We start from the raw sequence: 17,034 nt of genomic DNA, 5'->3' as shown, positions 1-17,034 counted from the left end.
GGGTTGAATTAGGTTTTGAACATTCAGCGCACGCCAGTTCTGCGACCGGCTCCATATACTCTCTGGGCGCCCTGACGGCATTTACGGGCGACATTTGTAATATAGCAAAGCTTCCAAAAATAAAAAAAAGATCGCCTGGTGGCGATCTTTTTTCCTGTCGTTGTGGCCAGCAGTTGTTCAGCCCAGCAGCCAATGAGCCAGCAAAGCCAGCACGCCGATCGCCAATACCGGCCGCATTACCCGGTACGCCTTGGGATAACGACGTTTCCACTGCTTGATCGCCCCACTGAACCTGTCGCTGAATCGCTTGCTCCAGGCATAGGCCTGGTTAATCCCGCCTACGCGTTCATCCGCAAGGTTCTGCGGCGCGGTGGCGCGCCCCAGCAGGCCACTGATCCAGCGGTTGATTCCTGTGATCAAACGATTGCTGAGCGGGCGCTCGATGTCGCAGAACAGGATGACCCGGGTCTTGTCGGTTTCGTTCTTGACCCAGTGCACATAGGTTTCGTCGAACATCACGTCTTCACCGTCACGCCAGGCGTAGGCCTGACCGTCGACGTAGATGCGGCAAGCGTCGCTATTGGGCGTCGCCAACCCCAGGTGATAGCGCAGGGAACCGGCGAATGGATCGCGGTGCGGATTAAGATGGCTGCCCCCCGGCAGCAGGGCGAACATGGCCCCCTTGACGTTGGGAATCGCACTGACCAGCGCCACGGTTTTCGGGCACAGCAGTTCGGCCGAAGGCAAGGGTTTGTCGTACCACTTCAGGTAAAAACGCTTCCAGCCCTTCTTGAAAAACGAACCGAATCCGGCGTCGTTGTTTTTTTCCGCGGCGCGAATGTAACCCTCATCAAACAGGTGCATCGCTTCGTCGCGGATAGTTTCCCAGTTATCCTTTAGCACATCCAGTTCGGGAAACTTGCTGCGGTCCAGGTAGGGTTTTGAAGGCACGCCGGAGAACAGATACATCAGGGCGTTGTAGGGGGCAAACAGGGCCGAGTGGTTGACAAATTGACGCAAGACCGGCAACCGCGCCTTGCCGCGCACATGCACATAGTAGGTACTGCCCAGAAACAGCAGCAACAACGACGCTTTCGCGGCAATCGAAACGCTCATCAACTACTCCTTGATCGATAGACATCTGCGCAACGCCATTCCCCGACGCGGCCATTGGCATGATAACCACTACCAATCACGGGGAAAACCCGCGGAACCCGAGATACAGTGTCAAGCAATGCGTAACAAAGCATTTCTTAACACAGCGTGCCTGAACGCTTGCTGATCCACGTCATCCACACTCGATGAAGAAGGGAAGGCCCCTCTCCATCGTTTGAAGCTTCGCTGCCCGTTACTGCTGATTCTCCTGCTCAGTAAACAGATCGCTGAACAGCATGCTCGACAAGTAACGTTCACCGGAATCCGGAAGGATCACGACGATGGTCTTGCCCTGCATTTCCGGGGTCTCCGCCAGACGCACCGCCACTGCCATCGCGGCGCCGCAGGAAATGCCGCACAGAATGCCTTCTTCCTGCATCAAGCGCAGGGCCATGGCCTTGGACTCCTCGTCGGTGACCAGCTCCACCCGGTCAACGATCGACAGGTCGAGGTTTTTCGGCACAAAACCGGCACCGATGCCCTGGATCTTGTGCGGGCTCGGTTTGATTTCTTCACCGGCCAACGCTTGGGAAATCACCGGTGATACAGCGGGCTCCACCGCCACCGAGACGATAGGTTTGCCCTGGGTATTCTTGATATACCGCGAAACGCCGGTAATGGTTCCGCCTGTTCCGACACCCGCCACCAATACATCCACCGCACCGTCGGTATCGTTCCAGATCTCGGGCCCGGTGGTCTTTTCGTGGATGGCGGGGTTGGCCGGGTTGTCGAACTGCGCCGGCATGAAGTATTGGGCCGGATCACTGGCAACTATTTCCCCGGCCTTTTCGATCGCACCTTTCATGCCCTTGGCCGGCTCGGTCAGTACCAGTTCCGCCCCCAGCGCCTTGAGTACCTTGCGACGCTCGATGCTCATGGAGGCCGGCATGGTCAGTATCAATTTATAGCCTCGCGCGGCGGCCACGAAGGCCAGGCCGATGCCGGTGTTGCCGGAAGTCGGCTCGACAATGGTCATGCCCGGCTTGAGCCTGCCTGTGCTTTCGGCATCCCAGATCATGTTGGCACCGATCCGGCACTTGACCGAGTAACCCGGGTTGCGTCCCTCTATCTTGGCCAGGATGGTGACGCCGCGCGGCGCGATACGGTTGATCTGCACCAACGGCGTATTACCGATGGAATGGGCATTGTCAGCGTAGATACGGCTCATGGCTGGGTCCTTAACGACAGCATTGAAATAGGGCACCAAGGTAAGCCTCTTGCCCGTAGGCGTCCAGTCAGGTCGAACGTCCGGAGGTGACTGTAGTCAATGCTTTAGAACGCCAGAGAATTACCACCATGAAACGTCGATACCGCTGGCCATTGTGGAGCTTCACCGGCCTCGTTGTGCTGCTGGTTGCCCTGCACTTCGCCCTGCCCTACCTGGTGCGCGACTACCTCAATGACAGGTTGGCGAACATGGGCGCCTACCGCGGCGAGATCGCCGACGTGGACCTGGCCCTGTGGCGCGGAGCCTACAAGATCAACGGTTTGAAAATCGTCAAGGTCGAGGGCAAGGTGCCGGTGCCCTTCGTCAACGCGCCATTGATCGACCTTTCGGTCAGCTGGCATTCGCTGTGGTATGACCACGCTGTGGTCGCCGAAGTGAAGTTCGTCAAGCCCGAGGTCAACTTCGTCGATGGCGGGGCCAACAAGAAAAACTCGCAAACGGGTGAAGGCACCGACTGGCGCGCCCAACTGGGTAAGTTGCTGCCAATAACCCTCAACGAAGTAAAAATCGATGATGGCAAGATCAGCTTTCGCAACTTCAACTCCAAACCACCGGTGAACCTGAATGCCACCAAGGTCGACCTGAACATCTACAACCTGACCAACGTGGCCGATTCCAAAGGCAAGCGCGACGCCCGCTTCGAAGGCAAGGCCCTGCTGCTGGGGCATGCCCCCCTGGAAACCACGGCCACTTTCGATCCACTGAGTAACTTCGAAGACTTCGAGTTTCGCATGCGAGCCCGGGACATTCAGCTCAAACGCATGAACGACTTCGCTTCGGCCTATGGCAAGTTCGATTTCAATGCCGGCCATGGCGACGTCGTGATCGAAGCCCAAGCCAAAAAAGCCAAATTGACGGGCTATATCAAGCCGCTGCTCAGGGATGTCGACGTGTTCAACTGGCAACAGGACGTGGAAAACAAGGACAAGGGGATTTTTCGTTCCATCTGGGAGGCGCTCGTCGGCGGCACCGAAACCGTACTGAAAAACCAGGGCAAGAACCAGTTTGCGACCCGTGTCGAGCTAAGCGGAAACGTCCATCAAAAAGATATCAGCGCGTTCCAGGCGTTTTTGCAGATTTTACGCAATGGTTTCATCCAGGCATTCAATGCTCGCTACGAACAACCCAAGCCGGACGCCGGTTAACGTTGCCGCCAACACTGAGTCAAGATGTGACGCTCCATTCAGAGACTGAATAAGCCGTCTGCGTTCACAGTCGACCGGACGTCGCGTTATAGTCGAGGCTGACCATTTATATTCCCGCCCTGCCTCGCTCAGGCCGGCGTTACCGTTCGAGGATTAGCAGATGAAGTTCGAAGGCACCCAGGCCTACGTCGCCACCGATGACCTTAAGCTGGCGGTCAACGCCGCCATCACCCTGGAGCGGCCACTGCTGGTCAAGGGTGAACCAGGCACCGGCAAGACCATGCTCGCCGAGCAACTGGCCGACTCCTTTGGCGCCAAGCTGATCACCTGGCACATCAAATCGACCACCAAGGCGCACCAGGGGCTGTACGAGTACGACGCGGTCAGCCGCCTGCGCGACTCGCAGCTGGGCACGGAAAAGGTCCACGACGTTCGCAACTACCTGAAGAAAGGCAAGCTCTGGGAAGCTTTCGAGTCCGAAGAGCGCGTGATCCTGCTGATCGACGAAATCGACAAGGCCGACATCGAGTTCCCCAACGACCTGTTGCAAGAACTCGACAAGATGGAGTTCTACGTCTACGAGATCGACGAGACCATCAAGGCCAAGAAGCGCCCGATCATTATCATCACCTCCAACAACGAGAAAGAGCTGCCGGACGCCTTCCTGCGCCGCTGCTTCTTCCACTACATCGCGTTCCCTGATCGCACCACGATGCAGCGGATCGTCGACGTGCACTACCCGGACATCAAGAAAGACCTGGTCAGCGAAGCACTGGACGTGTTCTTCGACGTGCGCAAGGTGCCGGGCCTGAAGAAGAAGCCTTCGACCTCCGAGCTGGTGGATTGGCTGAAGCTGCTGATGGCCGACAACATCGGCGAAGCGGTGCTGCGCGAACGCGATCCAACCAAGGCCATCCCGCCGCTGGCAGGTGCCCTGGTGAAGAACGAACAGGACGTGCAATTGCTTGAGCGCCTGGCGTTCATGAGTCGTCGCGGTAGTCGTTGATCATCTGGGGCAAATGCCATGCTGCTCAATCTGTTCAATGAAATGCGTGCAGCCAAGGTACCGGTCTCGGTGCGCGAGCTGCTGGACCTGATCAACGCGCTGAAGCAGCGCGTAACCTTCGCCGACATGGACGAGTTCTATTACCTGTCCCGGGCGATCCTGGTGAAGGACGAAAAGCATTTCGACAAGTTCGACCGGGCCTTCGGGGCCTACTTCAATGGTCTGGAAAAGCTCGATGATCATCTTCAGGCGTTGATCCCGGAAGACTGGCTACGCAAGGAATTCGAACGCTCCCTGACCGACGAGGAACGGGCGGCGATCCAGTCCCTCGGTGGCCTCGACAAGCTGATCGAAGAATTCAAGAAACGCCTGGAAGAACAAAAGGAACGCCATGCCGGTGGCAACAAGTGGATCGGCACCGGTGGTACCAGCCCGTTCGGTTCAGGCGGTTTCAACCCGGAAGGCATTCGGGTCGGCGATGCCGGCAAGCGCCAGGGCAAGGCCGTGAAAGTCTGGGATCAGCGCGAGTACAAGAACCTCGACGATTCAGTCGAGCTGGGCACGCGCAACATCAAGGTCGCCCTGCGTCGCTTGCGCAAGTTTGCCCGCCAGGGTGCAGCCGAAGAACTCGATATCGATGGCACCATCGACCACACCGCGAAAGATGCCGGGTTGCTGAACATCCAGATGCGTCCGGAACGGCGCAACACCGTCAAGCTCTTGCTGCTGTTCGATATCGGCGGTTCGATGGACGCCCACGTGAAGATCTGCGAAGAGCTGTTCTCGGCGTGCAAGACCGAGTTCAAGCACCTGGAGTACTTCTACTTCCACAACTTCATTTATGAGTCGGTGTGGAAGAACAACATGCGTCGCACCTCCGAACGCACCTCGACCATGGACTTGCTGCATAAATACGGCGCCGATTACAAAGTGATCTTCATCGGTGACGCCGCCATGGCGCCCTACGAAATCACCCAGGCCGGTGGCAGCGTCGAGCACTGGAACGAAGAAGCCGGCTACGTGTGGATGCAGCGGTTCAAGGAGAAGTACAAGAAGCTCATCTGGATCAACCCTTACCCGAAAGATACCTGGGGCTATACCTCGTCGACCAATATCGTCAGGGATTTGATTGAGGACCAGATGTATCCGTTGACCCTTCGCGGTTTGGAGGAAGGGATGCGGTTTTTGTCCAAATAATCTCGGTTGTCTGGACTGGCGTCATCGCGGGCAAGCCTTGCCCCTACAGGATTCAAGTCGTGCACAAAATTTCCGGCACACTCGAATCCTGTAGGAGCAAGGCTTGCCCGCGATGCTTTTAGCGGTTCATGAATTTCTGCAAATATTCAATCTGCTCGCGATGCGCGATATCCTGCACCACCGGCCGCAACCGCACCTGCGCCCCCGGCAAACACTGCGCCAATCGCGCCAGCGCCAACGGCGTCAATGCCCCCAGCCGCGGATAACCGCCAATGGTCTGCCGATCATTGAGCAGCACGATCGGCTGGCCGTCCGGCGGCACTTGCACAGCGCCCAATGGAATGCCTTCGGAAATCATCGGCTTTCCCTGGTATTGCAAGGATGTGCCCAACAGCCGAATGCCCATGCGGTCGGCACGGCTGTCGACGTTCCACACGCTGTTGAATGCATCGAACAGGCTCTGCCCGCTGAACTCACCGATCTGCGCACCGAGCACCAGATCCAACGGCGTATCAAGCTTCAGGTCCGGCCGCTGATCGGCGGTCAATTCGCGCAGCAACATCACCGAATTGCCCGAATAGCTCAAGCTCGCGCCCTTGCTCAGCGCATGGCCCATGCCATCCAGTCCGCCAAGCTCCTCACGCACCACCGTCGAGCTGCTGCCCAACACCTTCGGCGCATCAAAACCACCTGGCGCGGCCAGATAGGCCCGGGCGCCGAGCAAGGGCTGGCTGAACTGCAAACGCTGACCTTTGTTCAGCCGGAAACTGCGCCAGGGTGCCAGCGGCTCGTCGTCCACCCGCGCGCCAAGATCCGCCCCGGCCAGCGCGAGCACGCAATCGTCCTCGGCCACTACGGTGAACCCGCCCAGGGTGATTTCGATCACCGGCGCCTCCAGCCCGTTACCCAGCAACCAATTGGCCCACGACATCGAACGCCAATCAGCCGCGCCGCCCTGGGTCACGCCCAGATGGCGCACGCCGAAACGGCCTGCGTCCTGCAACAGGCACAGCGGTGTACTCGCTTCAATCGTCAGACGGCTCATGCCTGGGCCTCCAGTGGCGTGTCGTCACCGCCCAGGTTGATGAATTCGGCATGGTCGACCGCTTCGAAACGCACGGTGTCACCCGGCTGCATCAAGCTGTAGCCGTCACGGTTGCGATCGAACAATTTGGCCGGTGTGCGGCCGATCAGGTTCCAGCCGCCGGGCGATACCACTGGATAGGCGGCCGTCTGCCTTTCGGCGATACCAACACTGCCGGCGGCGACCTTCTTGCGTGGCGTGCTCAGGCGCGGTGCGGCGAGTGCCTCGTCCACCAGGCCCATGAACGCGAACCCCGGTGCGAATCCCAGCGCGAACACCTGATACTCACGTTCGCTATGACGACGGATCACCTCCTCCATCGCCAACCCACTGCGTTGCGACAACAAGCTCAGCTCTGGACCGACGCTCAAGTCGTACCACACCGGCAGCACGTGACATTTGCCACGAGTGCGCGCATTGGGCGACAGGTCGATAAGCGCTTCGGCAATCAATTCCCGGGCCTGGGTCGGGCTCAACGCGGTCAGGTCGTAATGCACCATCAAGGTCGTGTAGGACGGCACCAGGTCGATCAGATCCTTGCCGAACGCCGCCCGCAGGCTTTCACTGGCCGCCAGCATCCATGGCATGTTGGCTTCAGCGATTTCATCGAACAGACGCACCATCAGGCAATCGAGCGCGACCACTTCTACCCGCAGTTTCATGACGCGCCCTGCTGGTTCAAGGCTTCACGAATGCGCCGCACGGCCGCCACCGAACTGGCATTGTCGCCGTGCACGCACAGGGTGTTGGCCTGCAAGTGCAAGGCGCTGCCGTCGCTGGCGGTGAGGTGATCGCCACGGGCGATGATCAACGCCTGCTCGATGATTTTCTCCGGTTCGTGATGCACCGCTCCCGGCAGTTGCCGCGAAACCAGCCTGCCGGCGCTGTCGTAGGCGCGGTCGGCGAAAGCTTCGAACCACAGGGTCAAGCCATATTCTTCGCCCAATTGCTGCGCGGCGCTGTTGTCGCGGGTGGCCATCAGCATCAACGGCAGGCTGCGATCGTAGGACGCCACCGCTTGCAGCACGGCGCGCAATTGCGCGGGGTTGGCCATCATGTCGTTGTACATCGCACCGTGGGGTTTGACGTAGCTGACCCGACCGCCCTGGGCGCGGCAGATGCCGTCGAGGGCGCCGATTTGGTAATGCAGGATGTCCTGCAGTTCCTGGGCACCATAGGCCATGGAACGACGGCCAAAACCGACCAGATCCTGGTAAGCCGGATGCGCGCCGATCTGTACACCGTGGCTGAGGGCCAGGCTGACGGTCTTGCGCATGATGCTCGGGTCGCCGGCATGGAAACCACAGGCGATGTTGGCGCAATCGATGAAGGGCATGACTTCCGCGTCCAGACCCATGGTCCAGTTACCGAAACTCTCGCCGATGTCGCAGTTCAATAGCAGGCGGCTCACGCTGAACACTCCTGTAGGCTTTATTCTTCTTAACTGTGGGACATATCCGTATGACACGCCCGCAGATTATCAGTTACTGGGCGTCGAGTTGCTTGCCACGGGTTTCCGGCAAGCTCAGGGCTGCCAGAATCACCACGCCGTAGGACACCGCCGCAAAGGCACCGATGCCAACGCTCAATGGCACCGTCTGGCTGAGCAGGCCGATCAGCAGTGGGAACAATGCCGCCAGCGCGCGGCCGATGTTGTAGCAAAAGCCCTGGCCTGAGCCGCGAATGCGGGTCGGGAACAATTCGGTCAGGAACGCGCCCATGCCGCTGAATATCCCCGAGGCAAAGAAGCCCAGCGGAAAGCCCAGCCACAGCATCACACCGTTGCTGACCGGCATTTGCGTGTACAGCAGCACAATGGTGAACGAGCCGACGGCGAACAGGATGAAGTTCTTTTTGCGACCGAGGATATCGGTCAAATAGGCGCTGATGACGTAACCGACGTACGAGCCAACGATCACCATCGCCAGGTATCCGCCGGTGCCGAGTACGCTCAAACCACGCTCGTTTTTCAGGAACGTCGGCAGCCAGGAAGTAATCGCGTAGTAACCGCCCAGCGCACCGGTGGTCAGCAGTGAAGCGCGAATCGTGGTGAAGAGCATGCCGGGGGCAAAGATCTCGTAGAACTTCGACGGATTGCTCGGCGCCTCCTTGGCTTTGGCTTCGCGGTAGATTTCCGGGTCCTTGACCAGGCGGCGAACGAAGATCACGAAAATCGCCGGCACGATGCCGAGGATAAACAGCGCGCGCCAGGCGTCTTCCGGCGGCATGATCGAGAACAGCAGCGCATACAGGATCGCGGTCAGGCCCCAGCCCAGCGCCCACCCCGATTGCACCATGCCCACGGCCTTGCCGCGGTCCTGGGCGCGGATGACTTCGCCGATCAACACCGCGCCGGCGGTCCACTCGCCGCCAAAACCGAAGCCCATCAAGGTCCGCGCAATCAGCAGCTGTTCGTAACTCTGGGCGAAACCGCAAAGGAAGGTGAAGAAGGCAAACCACAGCACGGTCAGTTGCAGGGTGCGCACGCGACCGATGCGGTCGGAGAGAATGCCCGCCACCCAGCCACCAATGGCCGAAGCGATCAGCGTGCTGGTGTGGATCAGCCCGGCCTGGCCGGTGGTGATGCCCCACATGGCAATCAGGGTCGGCACCACGAAGCTGAGCATCTGGGTGTCCATGCCATCCAGGCCATAACCGATCTTGCAGCTCCAGAAGGTGCGGCGTTCCTGCTGATTGATGTTGCGATACCAGTCGAAAGGTCCCGGGCGAGCCGTGGCTTTCGAAATGACGGTGGTGTCGGGCGCACTCATGGCAAATCTCCGCGCTGGTTTTATTGGTATTGTTCTGAGCCCCGACGACGCCTATCGTGGGAACCGGATGTGTCGATTCTTGGACGCGCCAGCCCTCTGCGTCCAACTAATAAAAACCCGCCCTAGCCATAAGAAAAACTTGATCACATGAACCTGAAGTTTCTCGAAACCTTCGTCTGGGTCGCCCGGCTCAAGAGTTTCCGCCTCACCGCCGACAAGCTCTTCACCACCCAGGCGTCGATTTCCAGCCGCATCGCCGTGCTCGAAGGCGAGCTTGGGGTGAAGCTGTTCCTGCGCGACTCGCGCGGTGTGAGCCTGACACCGGAAGGCTTGAAAGTGCTCGAGTACGCCGAGCAGATGATGGACACCATGCAGGCGCTCAAGCATTCGATCGAGACCCGTTCAAGCAAGGCCGGCCGCGTGCGCATCGGTGTCATGGACACGGTGATCCACACCTGGCTAAGCCCGCTGGTGGCGCAGATGACCGATCACTACCCCCTGGTGGAAATCGAACTGGTGGCCGATACATCGCTCAACCTCTGCGATCAGCTGCAAAAAGGCTTTCTCGATGTGATCCTGCAAACCGACCTGCTGCGCCAGGAAAGCGTGCGCAGCCTGGAACTGGCCAGCCACCCCATGGGCTGGATCGTCGCCAGCAATTCGCTCTACAACCGCGACTACTCACGCATCGCGGACCTGGCGAACGAGCGGATCATTACCTACTCGAAAAACTCCCACCCCCATCAGGAAGTGCTCGCACTGATGCAGGCCAACGGCGTCATGGCGCCACGGTTGAACTGCGTGAACTCGGTCTCGGCGATCACCCGGTTACTGCGCGACGGTTTTGGCATCGGTGCATTGCCGCCGGTGTTGGTGGCGGAGGAACTGGCACGGGGTGAGTTGACCTTGCTGGACATCGACCAGAGACCACCAGACCTGCAAGTGGTGGTGTCGTGGCGGGTGGGCGTGGAATGGGTCGAGGAGATTGTGACGTTGTGCCAGCAAGTACTTAAGGATTATGCGCGGCGGGTGGGTGAAAACTACATTACCCTGGCTGACTGAAGATCGTTCCCACGCTCTGCGTGGGAACGATCATCACTTACAACCCGCGCAGATCCCGCTCTTCGATCGGCCGGCTCTGGCGCAGGCGCTTGCCGCCCAACACCACCCAATCGATCAGGCGGAACAGGCACTCGATCCCGAACGACAGCAGCAACGCGCCGCTCATGCCCCAGATCATCGCCTCCGGGGTCAGCAGGATCTGGTAGCTGTAGCCATTCCAGGTTTCCTTGCGAATGTCCGGATCCGCGGCCAACACTACTTGCAGGAAGCGGATATACCACGGCCCTTGCATCGCCTGGAATTGCTTGTCCAACGCCACCTGGCGAGTCAGCAGGTTGCCCAGGCTGTCGGCGTCGCTGCGAAAGATCGGATCTTCACTGGCGCGATAGTGAGCGACCAGGGCCTGCATGTCGCCCTTGAAGAATTGATTGGCGGTGTTCTGAAACCCGCTCAGCCCGGCCTGCGATTCAATCAGGTGCGCTTCGACCCGCTTGGCGTAATCATTGATGAACCCCGGCACCTGGACACCGATCAACAGGCCCGCCGCAAACAACACCAGCCGCAAATAACTGAGCAACATGGGGGATGATCCTTATTCGGTCCGGCCCTGGCTGACGCATTCACCACGTCGCCACAGGCTCCATTGGCCTGGCTCGTAGCGGGTCCAGGTTTCATTTTCGGTCAAGGGCTCGGTGGCGATCACCGTGACCACATCGTTGGGCGTGGTTTCGGCCTGGAAGTCGACGATCACATCGACATCCTTCAGGCGCGCCGGGCCGAACGGGGCGCGACGGGTGATCTGCGCCAGTTTGGTCGAGCAATAACAGAACAGCCAGTCGCCATCGCTGAGCAGGCAGTTGAACACGCCCTTGCTGCGGTATTCGGCGCAGGCGGCGACCAGGTCCGGCAGCAGTTCTTCGACCTCCACGGGCTCGGGAAACGCGGCCCGCACACGGTTGAGCAAGTCACAGAACGCCGCTTCGCTGTCGGTATCGCCAACCGGGCGGTAGAAGCTGGCCGTCGGTTGCAGGTCTGCCAACTGGCCATTATGCGCGAAGCACCAGTTACGCCCCCACAACTCGCGTACGAACGGATGGGTGTTGGAAAGGCAGACCTTGCCGACGTTGGCCTGGCGGATATGCCCGATCACCACTTCGCTCTTGATCGGGTAGCGTTGCACCAGGTTCGCGACTTCCGACTCGCAGCTCGCCGCCGGGTCCTGGAACAAGCGCAAACCCCGACCTTCGTAGAAAGCGATACCCCAACCGTCCCGATGTGGACCGGTACGTCCACCGCGCTGCATCAGCCCGGTGAAGCTGAACACGATATCGGTCGGGACATTGGCGCTCATGCCCAATAACTCACACATGCTCGAACTCTCGCTTTATGGCAGGGGCACGGTTACAGACGGGGTTCGACGCGCATCCGCTGGGGATTGCTCGGCACCGGCGGTCGACCGTAGCGATCATCGCCGGCACCGCCGAAGGGGTGATCCTCTTCCGGCTCGTCGGCACGGATCGCGGCCTGGACGGCGGCGGCCTGTTCCTTGCGGGCCCTGGCACCACGCTCGAGGACGAAACGAATCGCCACGAACACCAGGTAAATGCCGAAAGCGATCATGCCGTACATCAGCAGGTCGGAAATCGCCCGCCACGCGTTGTTGCCGACCTTGAACAACAGGTCGAGCGCCGTGATGGCAATGGCCGGGGCCACTTTTTCCTTCACCGGGTCAATGATGGTCGGGCTGAACAGCAGCACCGCCACCAGCAAGCGCAGGGGTTCGCGCAGCCAGCGCCACATCCAGCGGGTGATGCGCATCCACACCAGCAGGCAGCCCAAAGCGGCAAAGGCGTAGAGGCCCCAAGCGATCAGATAGTCGTTCTCGGTCATGGTGTCCATGGCAAGGCAGGCAAATAGGCGCTTATGATAACGGCTTTTCGTCCATCAGGCTCCTTCATGTAGGAGCTGCCGCAGGCTGCGATCTTTTGATCTTAAAAAATCAAGATCAAAAGATCGCAGCCTGCGGCAGCTCCTACAGGTTGCCAGTCCCTATTCAGTACATTGTTCGAGAGCCCCTCATGCCCCTACCCGCCAACGTTTCCGATGCCCCGATTGCCCGCAAGGCCGAAGGATCCGACCCGTACGCCTGGCTGCAGGAGCGCGACAGCGCTGCGGTGCTCGACTACCTGAAGGCCGAAAACCGTTATCAGGAGGCGCAAACCGCTGATCAGGCCGGGTTGCGCGAAACCCTGTTCGAGGAGATCAAGAACCGGATTCTCGAAACCGACCTGTCCCTGCCCTCGCCATGGGGCCCCTACCTGTACTACACGCGCACCACGGCGGGTGACGAATACGCCCGTCACTACCGCTGCCCGCGCCCGGCCGACGACAGCCTGGTCCTCGACGAAAGCCAGGAACAACTGCTGCTGGACCCTAACGAGCTGGCCAAAGGCGGCTTCTTTTCCCTCGGTGCGTTCAGCATCAGCCCCGATCACCAGCGCCTGGCCTACAGCATCGATTCCACGGGCGACGAAATCTACACGCTGTTCGTCAAGGAGTTGTCCGACGGTCGCGTCAGTGAACTGGAGTTCCAGGACTGCGACGGCAGCATGACCTGGGCCAACGACAGCCTGACCCTGTTTTTCGGCGAGCTGGATGACACCCATCGTCCGCACAAGCTGTTGCGCTATCGCCTCGATGGCACGGCGGCCGAAGAAGTGTTCCATGAAACGGACGGCCGCTTCTTCATGCACTGCTACCGTTCGAGCTCCGAACAACAATTGCTGCTGTCGGTGGGCAGCAAGACCACCAGCGAAGTCTGGGTGCTCGACGCCAACCTCCCACAACTGCCCTTTACCTGCGTAGCGCCACGGGTGGAAAACCATGAGTACGACGTTGACCACGGCACGCTCGATGGCCAATGGACCTGGTTCATCCGCACCAACCGCGACGGCATCAACTTTGCCCTGTACACCGCCGTCGATAACGGCGTGGCGCCAGCCGAGGCCGACTGGCGGAACCTGATTCCCCACAGCGACACAGTAATGATCGATGGCATGAGCCTGAATGCCGGCGCCATGACCCTGAGCCTGCGGGTCGGCGGCTTGCCGGTGATCGAAGTTCACCCGCAGGACCTGCCGAGCTATCGGGTTCAATTGCCAGACGCGGCCTATAGCCTGCACGTGCAGAACAGCCTGGAATTCGTCAGCGAGCGAATTCGCCTGCGTTACGAAGCGTTGAACCGCCCTGCGCAAATCCGCCAGCTGGAACTGGTCAGCGGCGAGCAGAAAGTGCTCAAGCAAACCCCGGTGCTTGGCACGTTCGACGCCGACGCCTATGTCAGTCAGCGCCTGTGGGCCACGGCGCCCGATGGCACACAAGTGCCGATCAGCCTGGTGGTCAAGCGCGAAGCGCTCGGCAAGCCGGTTCCGCTCTACCTGTACGGCTATGGCGCTTATGGCGAAAGCCTCGACCCGTGGTTCTCCCACGCCCGCCTGAGTTTGCTCGATCGCGGCATGGCGTTCGCCATCGCCCATGTGCGCGGCGGCGGTGAACTGGGTGAAGCCTGGTATCGCGCCGGCAAGCAGGAGCACAAGCAGAACACCTTCAGCGACTTCATCGCCTGCGCCGAACACCTGATCGCCAAAGGCCTGACCACCGCGCCACAACTGGCGATCAGCGGCGGCAGTGCCGGCGGCATGCTGATCGGGGCGGTGCTCAACCAGCGCCCGGCGCTGTTTGGCGCGGCGATTGCCGAAGTGCCGTTCGTCGATGTGCTCAACACAATGCTCGACCCGGAGCTGCCATTGACCGTCACTGAATACGACGAGTGGGGCAACCCTCAAGAGCCTGACGTTTATGAGCGGATCAAGGCCTACGCGCCTTACGAAAACGTCACCGCGCAAGCCTATCCGCCGATGCTGGTGATCGCCGGCTACAACGACAGCCGCGTGCAGTATTGGGAAGCGGCCAAATGGGTGGCGAAATTGCGCGTCACCAAAACCGACAGTAATCCGCTGTTGCTCAAGACCGAACTGGGCGCCGGGCATGGGGGGATGAGCGGTCGATACCAGGGATTGCGTGACGTAGCGCTCGAATACGCATTTTTGTTCAAGGTGCTGGGTGTTGCCTGAGGAACTTGGGCCGATGAACCGGTCTTAATTGCAGGCGCCTCGGGCCGATACAATTCCGATCCCCCTGTAGGAGCTGCCGAAGGCTGCGATCTTTTGACTTTGTTTTTTTAAGATCAAAAGATCGCAGCCTGCGGCAGCTCCGACAGGAATTCGTGGTGACAGAACCAGACAACAATAAAGACCGCACGACATGTCAGAACCCACTTTACTGAACAACGAAATTCGCAACTGGCTGATGGACTGCGGCCTGTTCAACCAGCTGCTACCGGCGGAATTCGCCGCTGCCTCGGGCTATTTCAACCTCAGCACCATTGCCCAGGGAGAGGAAATTTTCCACGAGGGCGATGCCGGCAGCTTCATGTGCATCATCCATACCGGCCAGGTGGCCGTGCAGAAGACCGCCAACGATGGCCAGCAGGTGACCATTGCGACGCTGCGCAGCGGCCGCTCGTTCGGTGAAATGGCCGTACTCGACGGCGAACGGCGCTCGGCCAGTTGCGTGGCCGCGAGTCACTGCCAGTTGCTCAACCTGGGCAAGGATTCGCTGGAAAAGATGCTCAATGACGCGCCGAAAGTCGCGGCAAAGATCATCCGCGCCCTCGCCGTCTCACTGTCCCGGCGCTTGCGCATGGTCGATGGACAGTTGCTCTCGCAGCAGGTTTAACCGCCGGGTGACTTGACCTTCGGTGGGTTCGGCTCGATCCCCGGCACCGGCTGGTCCTTGATCGGCGGGCTTGGCATCTCGATCGGCACCAACGGTGGGCCGCTACTGCCCGGCCCCACTTTTGGCAGCGGTGCCGGGCTGATCTGCGGGTACGGTGTGGGCGTTGCGGTGCCCGGCGAGCCAGGCATTGGCGCGGGACTGATCGGCGTCGTCTGTAGCTGCTGGCCCTGCACTGCAGTTATCGAGAGCGCGGCCAGGGCAATGGCCGTTAGAATGGTGCGCTTCATCAATGGCTCCGTTGGCCTTGTGGTCACTTGCAGGCTACTCCCAACTGCGTCCGTTTGCCTTCCCTGTGCCGCCATTTTTCCTCAAGTGAGCCCCATGAAACGTTTTGTTCTGCTCGATACCGCCCCTATTCCCGAGAACGGCGGAGCCCTGTGCCTGTTCGAGTACGGCGAAGATTTCGTCATCAAGATCCAGGGTGGCGACGGTGGACAATTGATGAATACGCGCATGCACGGCTCCGAGGATGCCCTGGCCGAAATCCCCTGCCGCAAGGTCGCGGGAAGACCCGACTCACGGGTATTGATCGGGGGCCTGGGCATGGGTTTTACCCTCGCCTCGGCGCTCAAGCACCTGGGCAAGTCCGCTGAAGTGGTGGTCGCCGAACTGGTGCCAGGCGTGGTGGAGTGGAACCGCGGACCGCTGGGCGAAAAAGCCGGAAACCCGCTGCAAGACCCGCGCACGGTGATCCGCCTGGAAGACGTGGCCAAAGTCCTGCAGGCAGAGCCGCAGGGTTTTGACGCGATCATGCTCGACGTCGACAACGGCCCCGAAGGCCTGACCCAGAGGGCCAACAGCTGGCTTTACTCCGCCGGGGGCCTGAGCGCCTGCGCCAAGGCCCTGCGACCCAAGGGCGTGCTGGCGGTCTGGTCGGCCAGCGCAGACCGACAGTTTTCCGACAAACTGAAGAAAGCCGGTTTCAAGGCCGAGGAAGTACAGGTCTTCGCCCACGGCAATAAGGGCACCCGCCACACCATCTGGATTGCCGAGAAGCTCAAGGGCTGAGCTAAACTGCGTTTATACCGTCATTAGTCATTCAACAAAGGTGAACCCATGAGTTCGTCCACCCCGACCAACACCTCGAAGCTGGACCGCATCCTCGCCGACAACCAGCGCGACAAGGAAATGGGCTACCGCGACAAGGCCCTGAAGATGTACCCGCACGTGTGCGGCCGCTGCGCCCGTGAATTCTCCGGCAAGCGCCTGAGCGAACTGACCGTGCACCATCGCGACCACAACCACGACAACAACCCCCAGGACGGTTCGAACTGGGAACTGTTGTGCCTGTACTGCCACGACAACGAACACTCGCGTTATACCGACCAGCAGTATTTCGGCGAGGGCTCGCTGAGCACGCCAAAAATCGCCAAGGCAACGCATAACCCGTTTGCAGCGTTGGCAGGGTTGATGAAGAAAGAAGACTGAAGATCTTCAGCGCCCGAGCCTGCTCGCGAAGGCGATTGCTCAATCGCCAAACTGCCCGCTGCCGCCCAATCCCCGTATAATCGCGCTTTTTTCCCAAAGGC

At 60.0% G+C, this 17,034-nt stretch carries 18 protein-coding genes; 8 read left to right on the top strand and 10 right to left on the bottom strand.

Annotated elements, in window-relative coordinates:
• Positions 1–177 precede the first annotated feature (177 nt).
• Both PSUM_RS14185 and cysK read right to left on the bottom strand, forming a co-directional pair.
• Positions 178–1,116, bottom strand: a complete 939-nt coding sequence (locus tag PSUM_RS14185) for an aspartyl/asparaginyl beta-hydroxylase domain-containing protein (RefSeq protein WP_083348398.1) — start codon at positions 1,114–1,116, stop codon at positions 178–180.
• Between the two features lie 232 nt (positions 1,117–1,348).
• Positions 1,349–2,323 (bottom strand): cysteine synthase A, encoded by a 975-nt coding sequence (cysK, locus tag PSUM_RS14180; RefSeq protein WP_033043476.1) that lies wholly within the window; start codon positions 2,321–2,323, stop codon positions 1,349–1,351.
• A 128-nt stretch (positions 2,324–2,451) separates the two neighbouring features.
• On the opposite strand from cysK, the gene PSUM_RS14175 reads away from it, so the two are divergent.
• The 3 genes from PSUM_RS14175 to PSUM_RS14165 all read left to right on the top strand — a co-directional run bounded on the left by PSUM_RS14175 (position 2,452) and on the right by PSUM_RS14165 (position 5,731).
• The gene (locus tag PSUM_RS14175; protein WP_083348397.1) at positions 2,452–3,528 is read left to right on the top strand and encodes a DUF748 domain-containing protein; all 1,077 of its coding nucleotides are present in this window, start codon (positions 2,452–2,454) and stop codon (positions 3,526–3,528) included.
• A 160-nt stretch (positions 3,529–3,688) separates the two neighbouring features.
• The gene (locus PSUM_RS14170; protein ID WP_008055443.1) at positions 3,689–4,534 is read left to right on the top strand and encodes an AAA family ATPase; all 846 of its coding nucleotides are present in this window, start codon (positions 3,689–3,691) and stop codon (positions 4,532–4,534) included.
• Between the two features lie 18 nt (positions 4,535–4,552).
• Complete coding sequence (locus PSUM_RS14165) at positions 4,553–5,731, top strand: vWA domain-containing protein (protein ID WP_008055445.1); 1,179 nt, start codon at positions 4,553–4,555, stop codon at positions 5,729–5,731.
• A 118-nt stretch (positions 5,732–5,849) separates the two neighbouring features.
• Here the strand turns inward: PSUM_RS14165 and PSUM_RS14160 are convergent, their stop codons facing one another.
• From PSUM_RS14160 to PSUM_RS14145, 4 genes are all read right to left on the bottom strand, one after another.
• Entirely contained in the window at positions 5,850–6,776 is a 927-nt protein-coding gene (locus PSUM_RS14160) for a 5-oxoprolinase subunit C family protein (RefSeq protein WP_083348396.1), read from the bottom strand.
• Entirely contained in the window at positions 6,773–7,477 is a 705-nt protein-coding gene (gene pxpB, locus PSUM_RS14155; protein ID WP_020797835.1) for a 5-oxoprolinase subunit PxpB, read from the bottom strand. Before pxpB ends, PSUM_RS14160 begins: the two co-directional genes overlap by 4 nt.
• Positions 7,474–8,226: a 5-oxoprolinase subunit PxpA gene (locus PSUM_RS14150; RefSeq protein ID WP_020797834.1), complete on the bottom strand. Its 753-nt coding sequence runs from the start codon at positions 8,224–8,226 to the stop codon at positions 7,474–7,476. The genes pxpB and PSUM_RS14150 overlap by 4 nt, the downstream gene beginning before the upstream one ends.
• 73 nt (positions 8,227–8,299) lie before the next feature.
• Complete coding sequence (locus PSUM_RS14145) at positions 8,300–9,586, bottom strand: MFS transporter (RefSeq protein ID WP_020797833.1); 1,287 nt, start codon at positions 9,584–9,586, stop codon at positions 8,300–8,302.
• 147 nt (positions 9,587–9,733) lie between these two features.
• Here PSUM_RS14145 and PSUM_RS14140 point away from each other — a divergent pair, with 147 nt between their 5' ends.
• The gene (locus PSUM_RS14140) at positions 9,734–10,648 is read left to right on the top strand and encodes a LysR family transcriptional regulator (protein ID WP_083348395.1); all 915 of its coding nucleotides are present in this window, start codon (positions 9,734–9,736) and stop codon (positions 10,646–10,648) included.
• A gap of 37 nt (positions 10,649–10,685) precedes the next feature.
• Here the strand turns inward: PSUM_RS14140 and PSUM_RS14135 are convergent, their stop codons facing one another.
• The 3 genes from PSUM_RS14135 to PSUM_RS14125 are packed head-to-tail and all read right to left on the bottom strand — an operon-like array spanning position 10,686 to position 12,547.
• Positions 10,686–11,228, bottom strand: coding sequence for a DUF2937 family protein (locus PSUM_RS14135; protein WP_083348394.1), 543 nt, complete (start codon positions 11,226–11,228; stop codon positions 10,686–10,688).
• 12 nt (positions 11,229–11,240) lie between these two features.
• A complete protein-coding gene (locus tag PSUM_RS14130) occupies positions 11,241–12,017 on the bottom strand; it encodes a class II glutamine amidotransferase (RefSeq protein WP_008056134.1) in 777 nt (258 codons plus the stop codon).
• A 32-nt stretch (positions 12,018–12,049) separates the two neighbouring features.
• Entirely contained in the window at positions 12,050–12,547 is a 498-nt protein-coding gene (locus PSUM_RS14125; protein ID WP_020797830.1) for a hypothetical protein, read from the bottom strand.
• Between the two features lie 179 nt (positions 12,548–12,726).
• Here PSUM_RS14125 and PSUM_RS14120 point away from each other — a divergent pair, with 179 nt between their 5' ends.
• A complete protein-coding gene (locus PSUM_RS14120) occupies positions 12,727–14,781 on the top strand; it encodes a S9 family peptidase (RefSeq protein ID WP_083348393.1) in 2,055 nt (684 codons plus the stop codon).
• Between the two features lie 190 nt (positions 14,782–14,971).
• A complete protein-coding gene (locus PSUM_RS14115) occupies positions 14,972–15,445 on the top strand; it encodes a cyclic nucleotide-binding domain-containing protein (protein WP_083348392.1) in 474 nt (157 codons plus the stop codon).
• On the opposite strand, the gene PSUM_RS14110 is transcribed toward PSUM_RS14115, so the two are convergent.
• Positions 15,442–15,732: a hypothetical protein gene (locus PSUM_RS14110; RefSeq protein WP_020797827.1), complete on the bottom strand. Its 291-nt coding sequence runs from the start codon at positions 15,730–15,732 to the stop codon at positions 15,442–15,444. The two genes, PSUM_RS14115 and PSUM_RS14110, sit on opposite strands and share 4 nt — an antisense overlap.
• Before the next feature lie 94 nt (positions 15,733–15,826).
• Here PSUM_RS14110 and PSUM_RS14105 point away from each other — a divergent pair, with 94 nt between their 5' ends.
• Together PSUM_RS14105 and PSUM_RS14100 are read left to right on the top strand one after the other, a co-directional pair.
• Positions 15,827–16,513, top strand: coding sequence for a spermidine synthase (locus tag PSUM_RS14105; RefSeq protein ID WP_033044494.1), 687 nt, complete (start codon positions 15,827–15,829; stop codon positions 16,511–16,513).
• 48 nt (positions 16,514–16,561) lie between these two features.
• Positions 16,562–16,933: a YajD family HNH nuclease gene (locus tag PSUM_RS14100; RefSeq protein ID WP_007944009.1), complete on the top strand. Its 372-nt coding sequence runs from the start codon at positions 16,562–16,564 to the stop codon at positions 16,931–16,933.
• Positions 16,934–17,034: the final 101 nt, after the last annotated feature.

Origin of the sequence: Pseudomonas umsongensis (genome assembly GCF_002236105.1) — a bacterium.
GTDB classification, from domain to species: domain Bacteria; phylum Pseudomonadota; class Gammaproteobacteria; order Pseudomonadales; family Pseudomonadaceae; genus Aquipseudomonas; species Aquipseudomonas umsongensis.
Note: the sequence above shows the minus strand (reverse complement) of the source record. Positions and strands in the feature narration are given on the sequence as shown.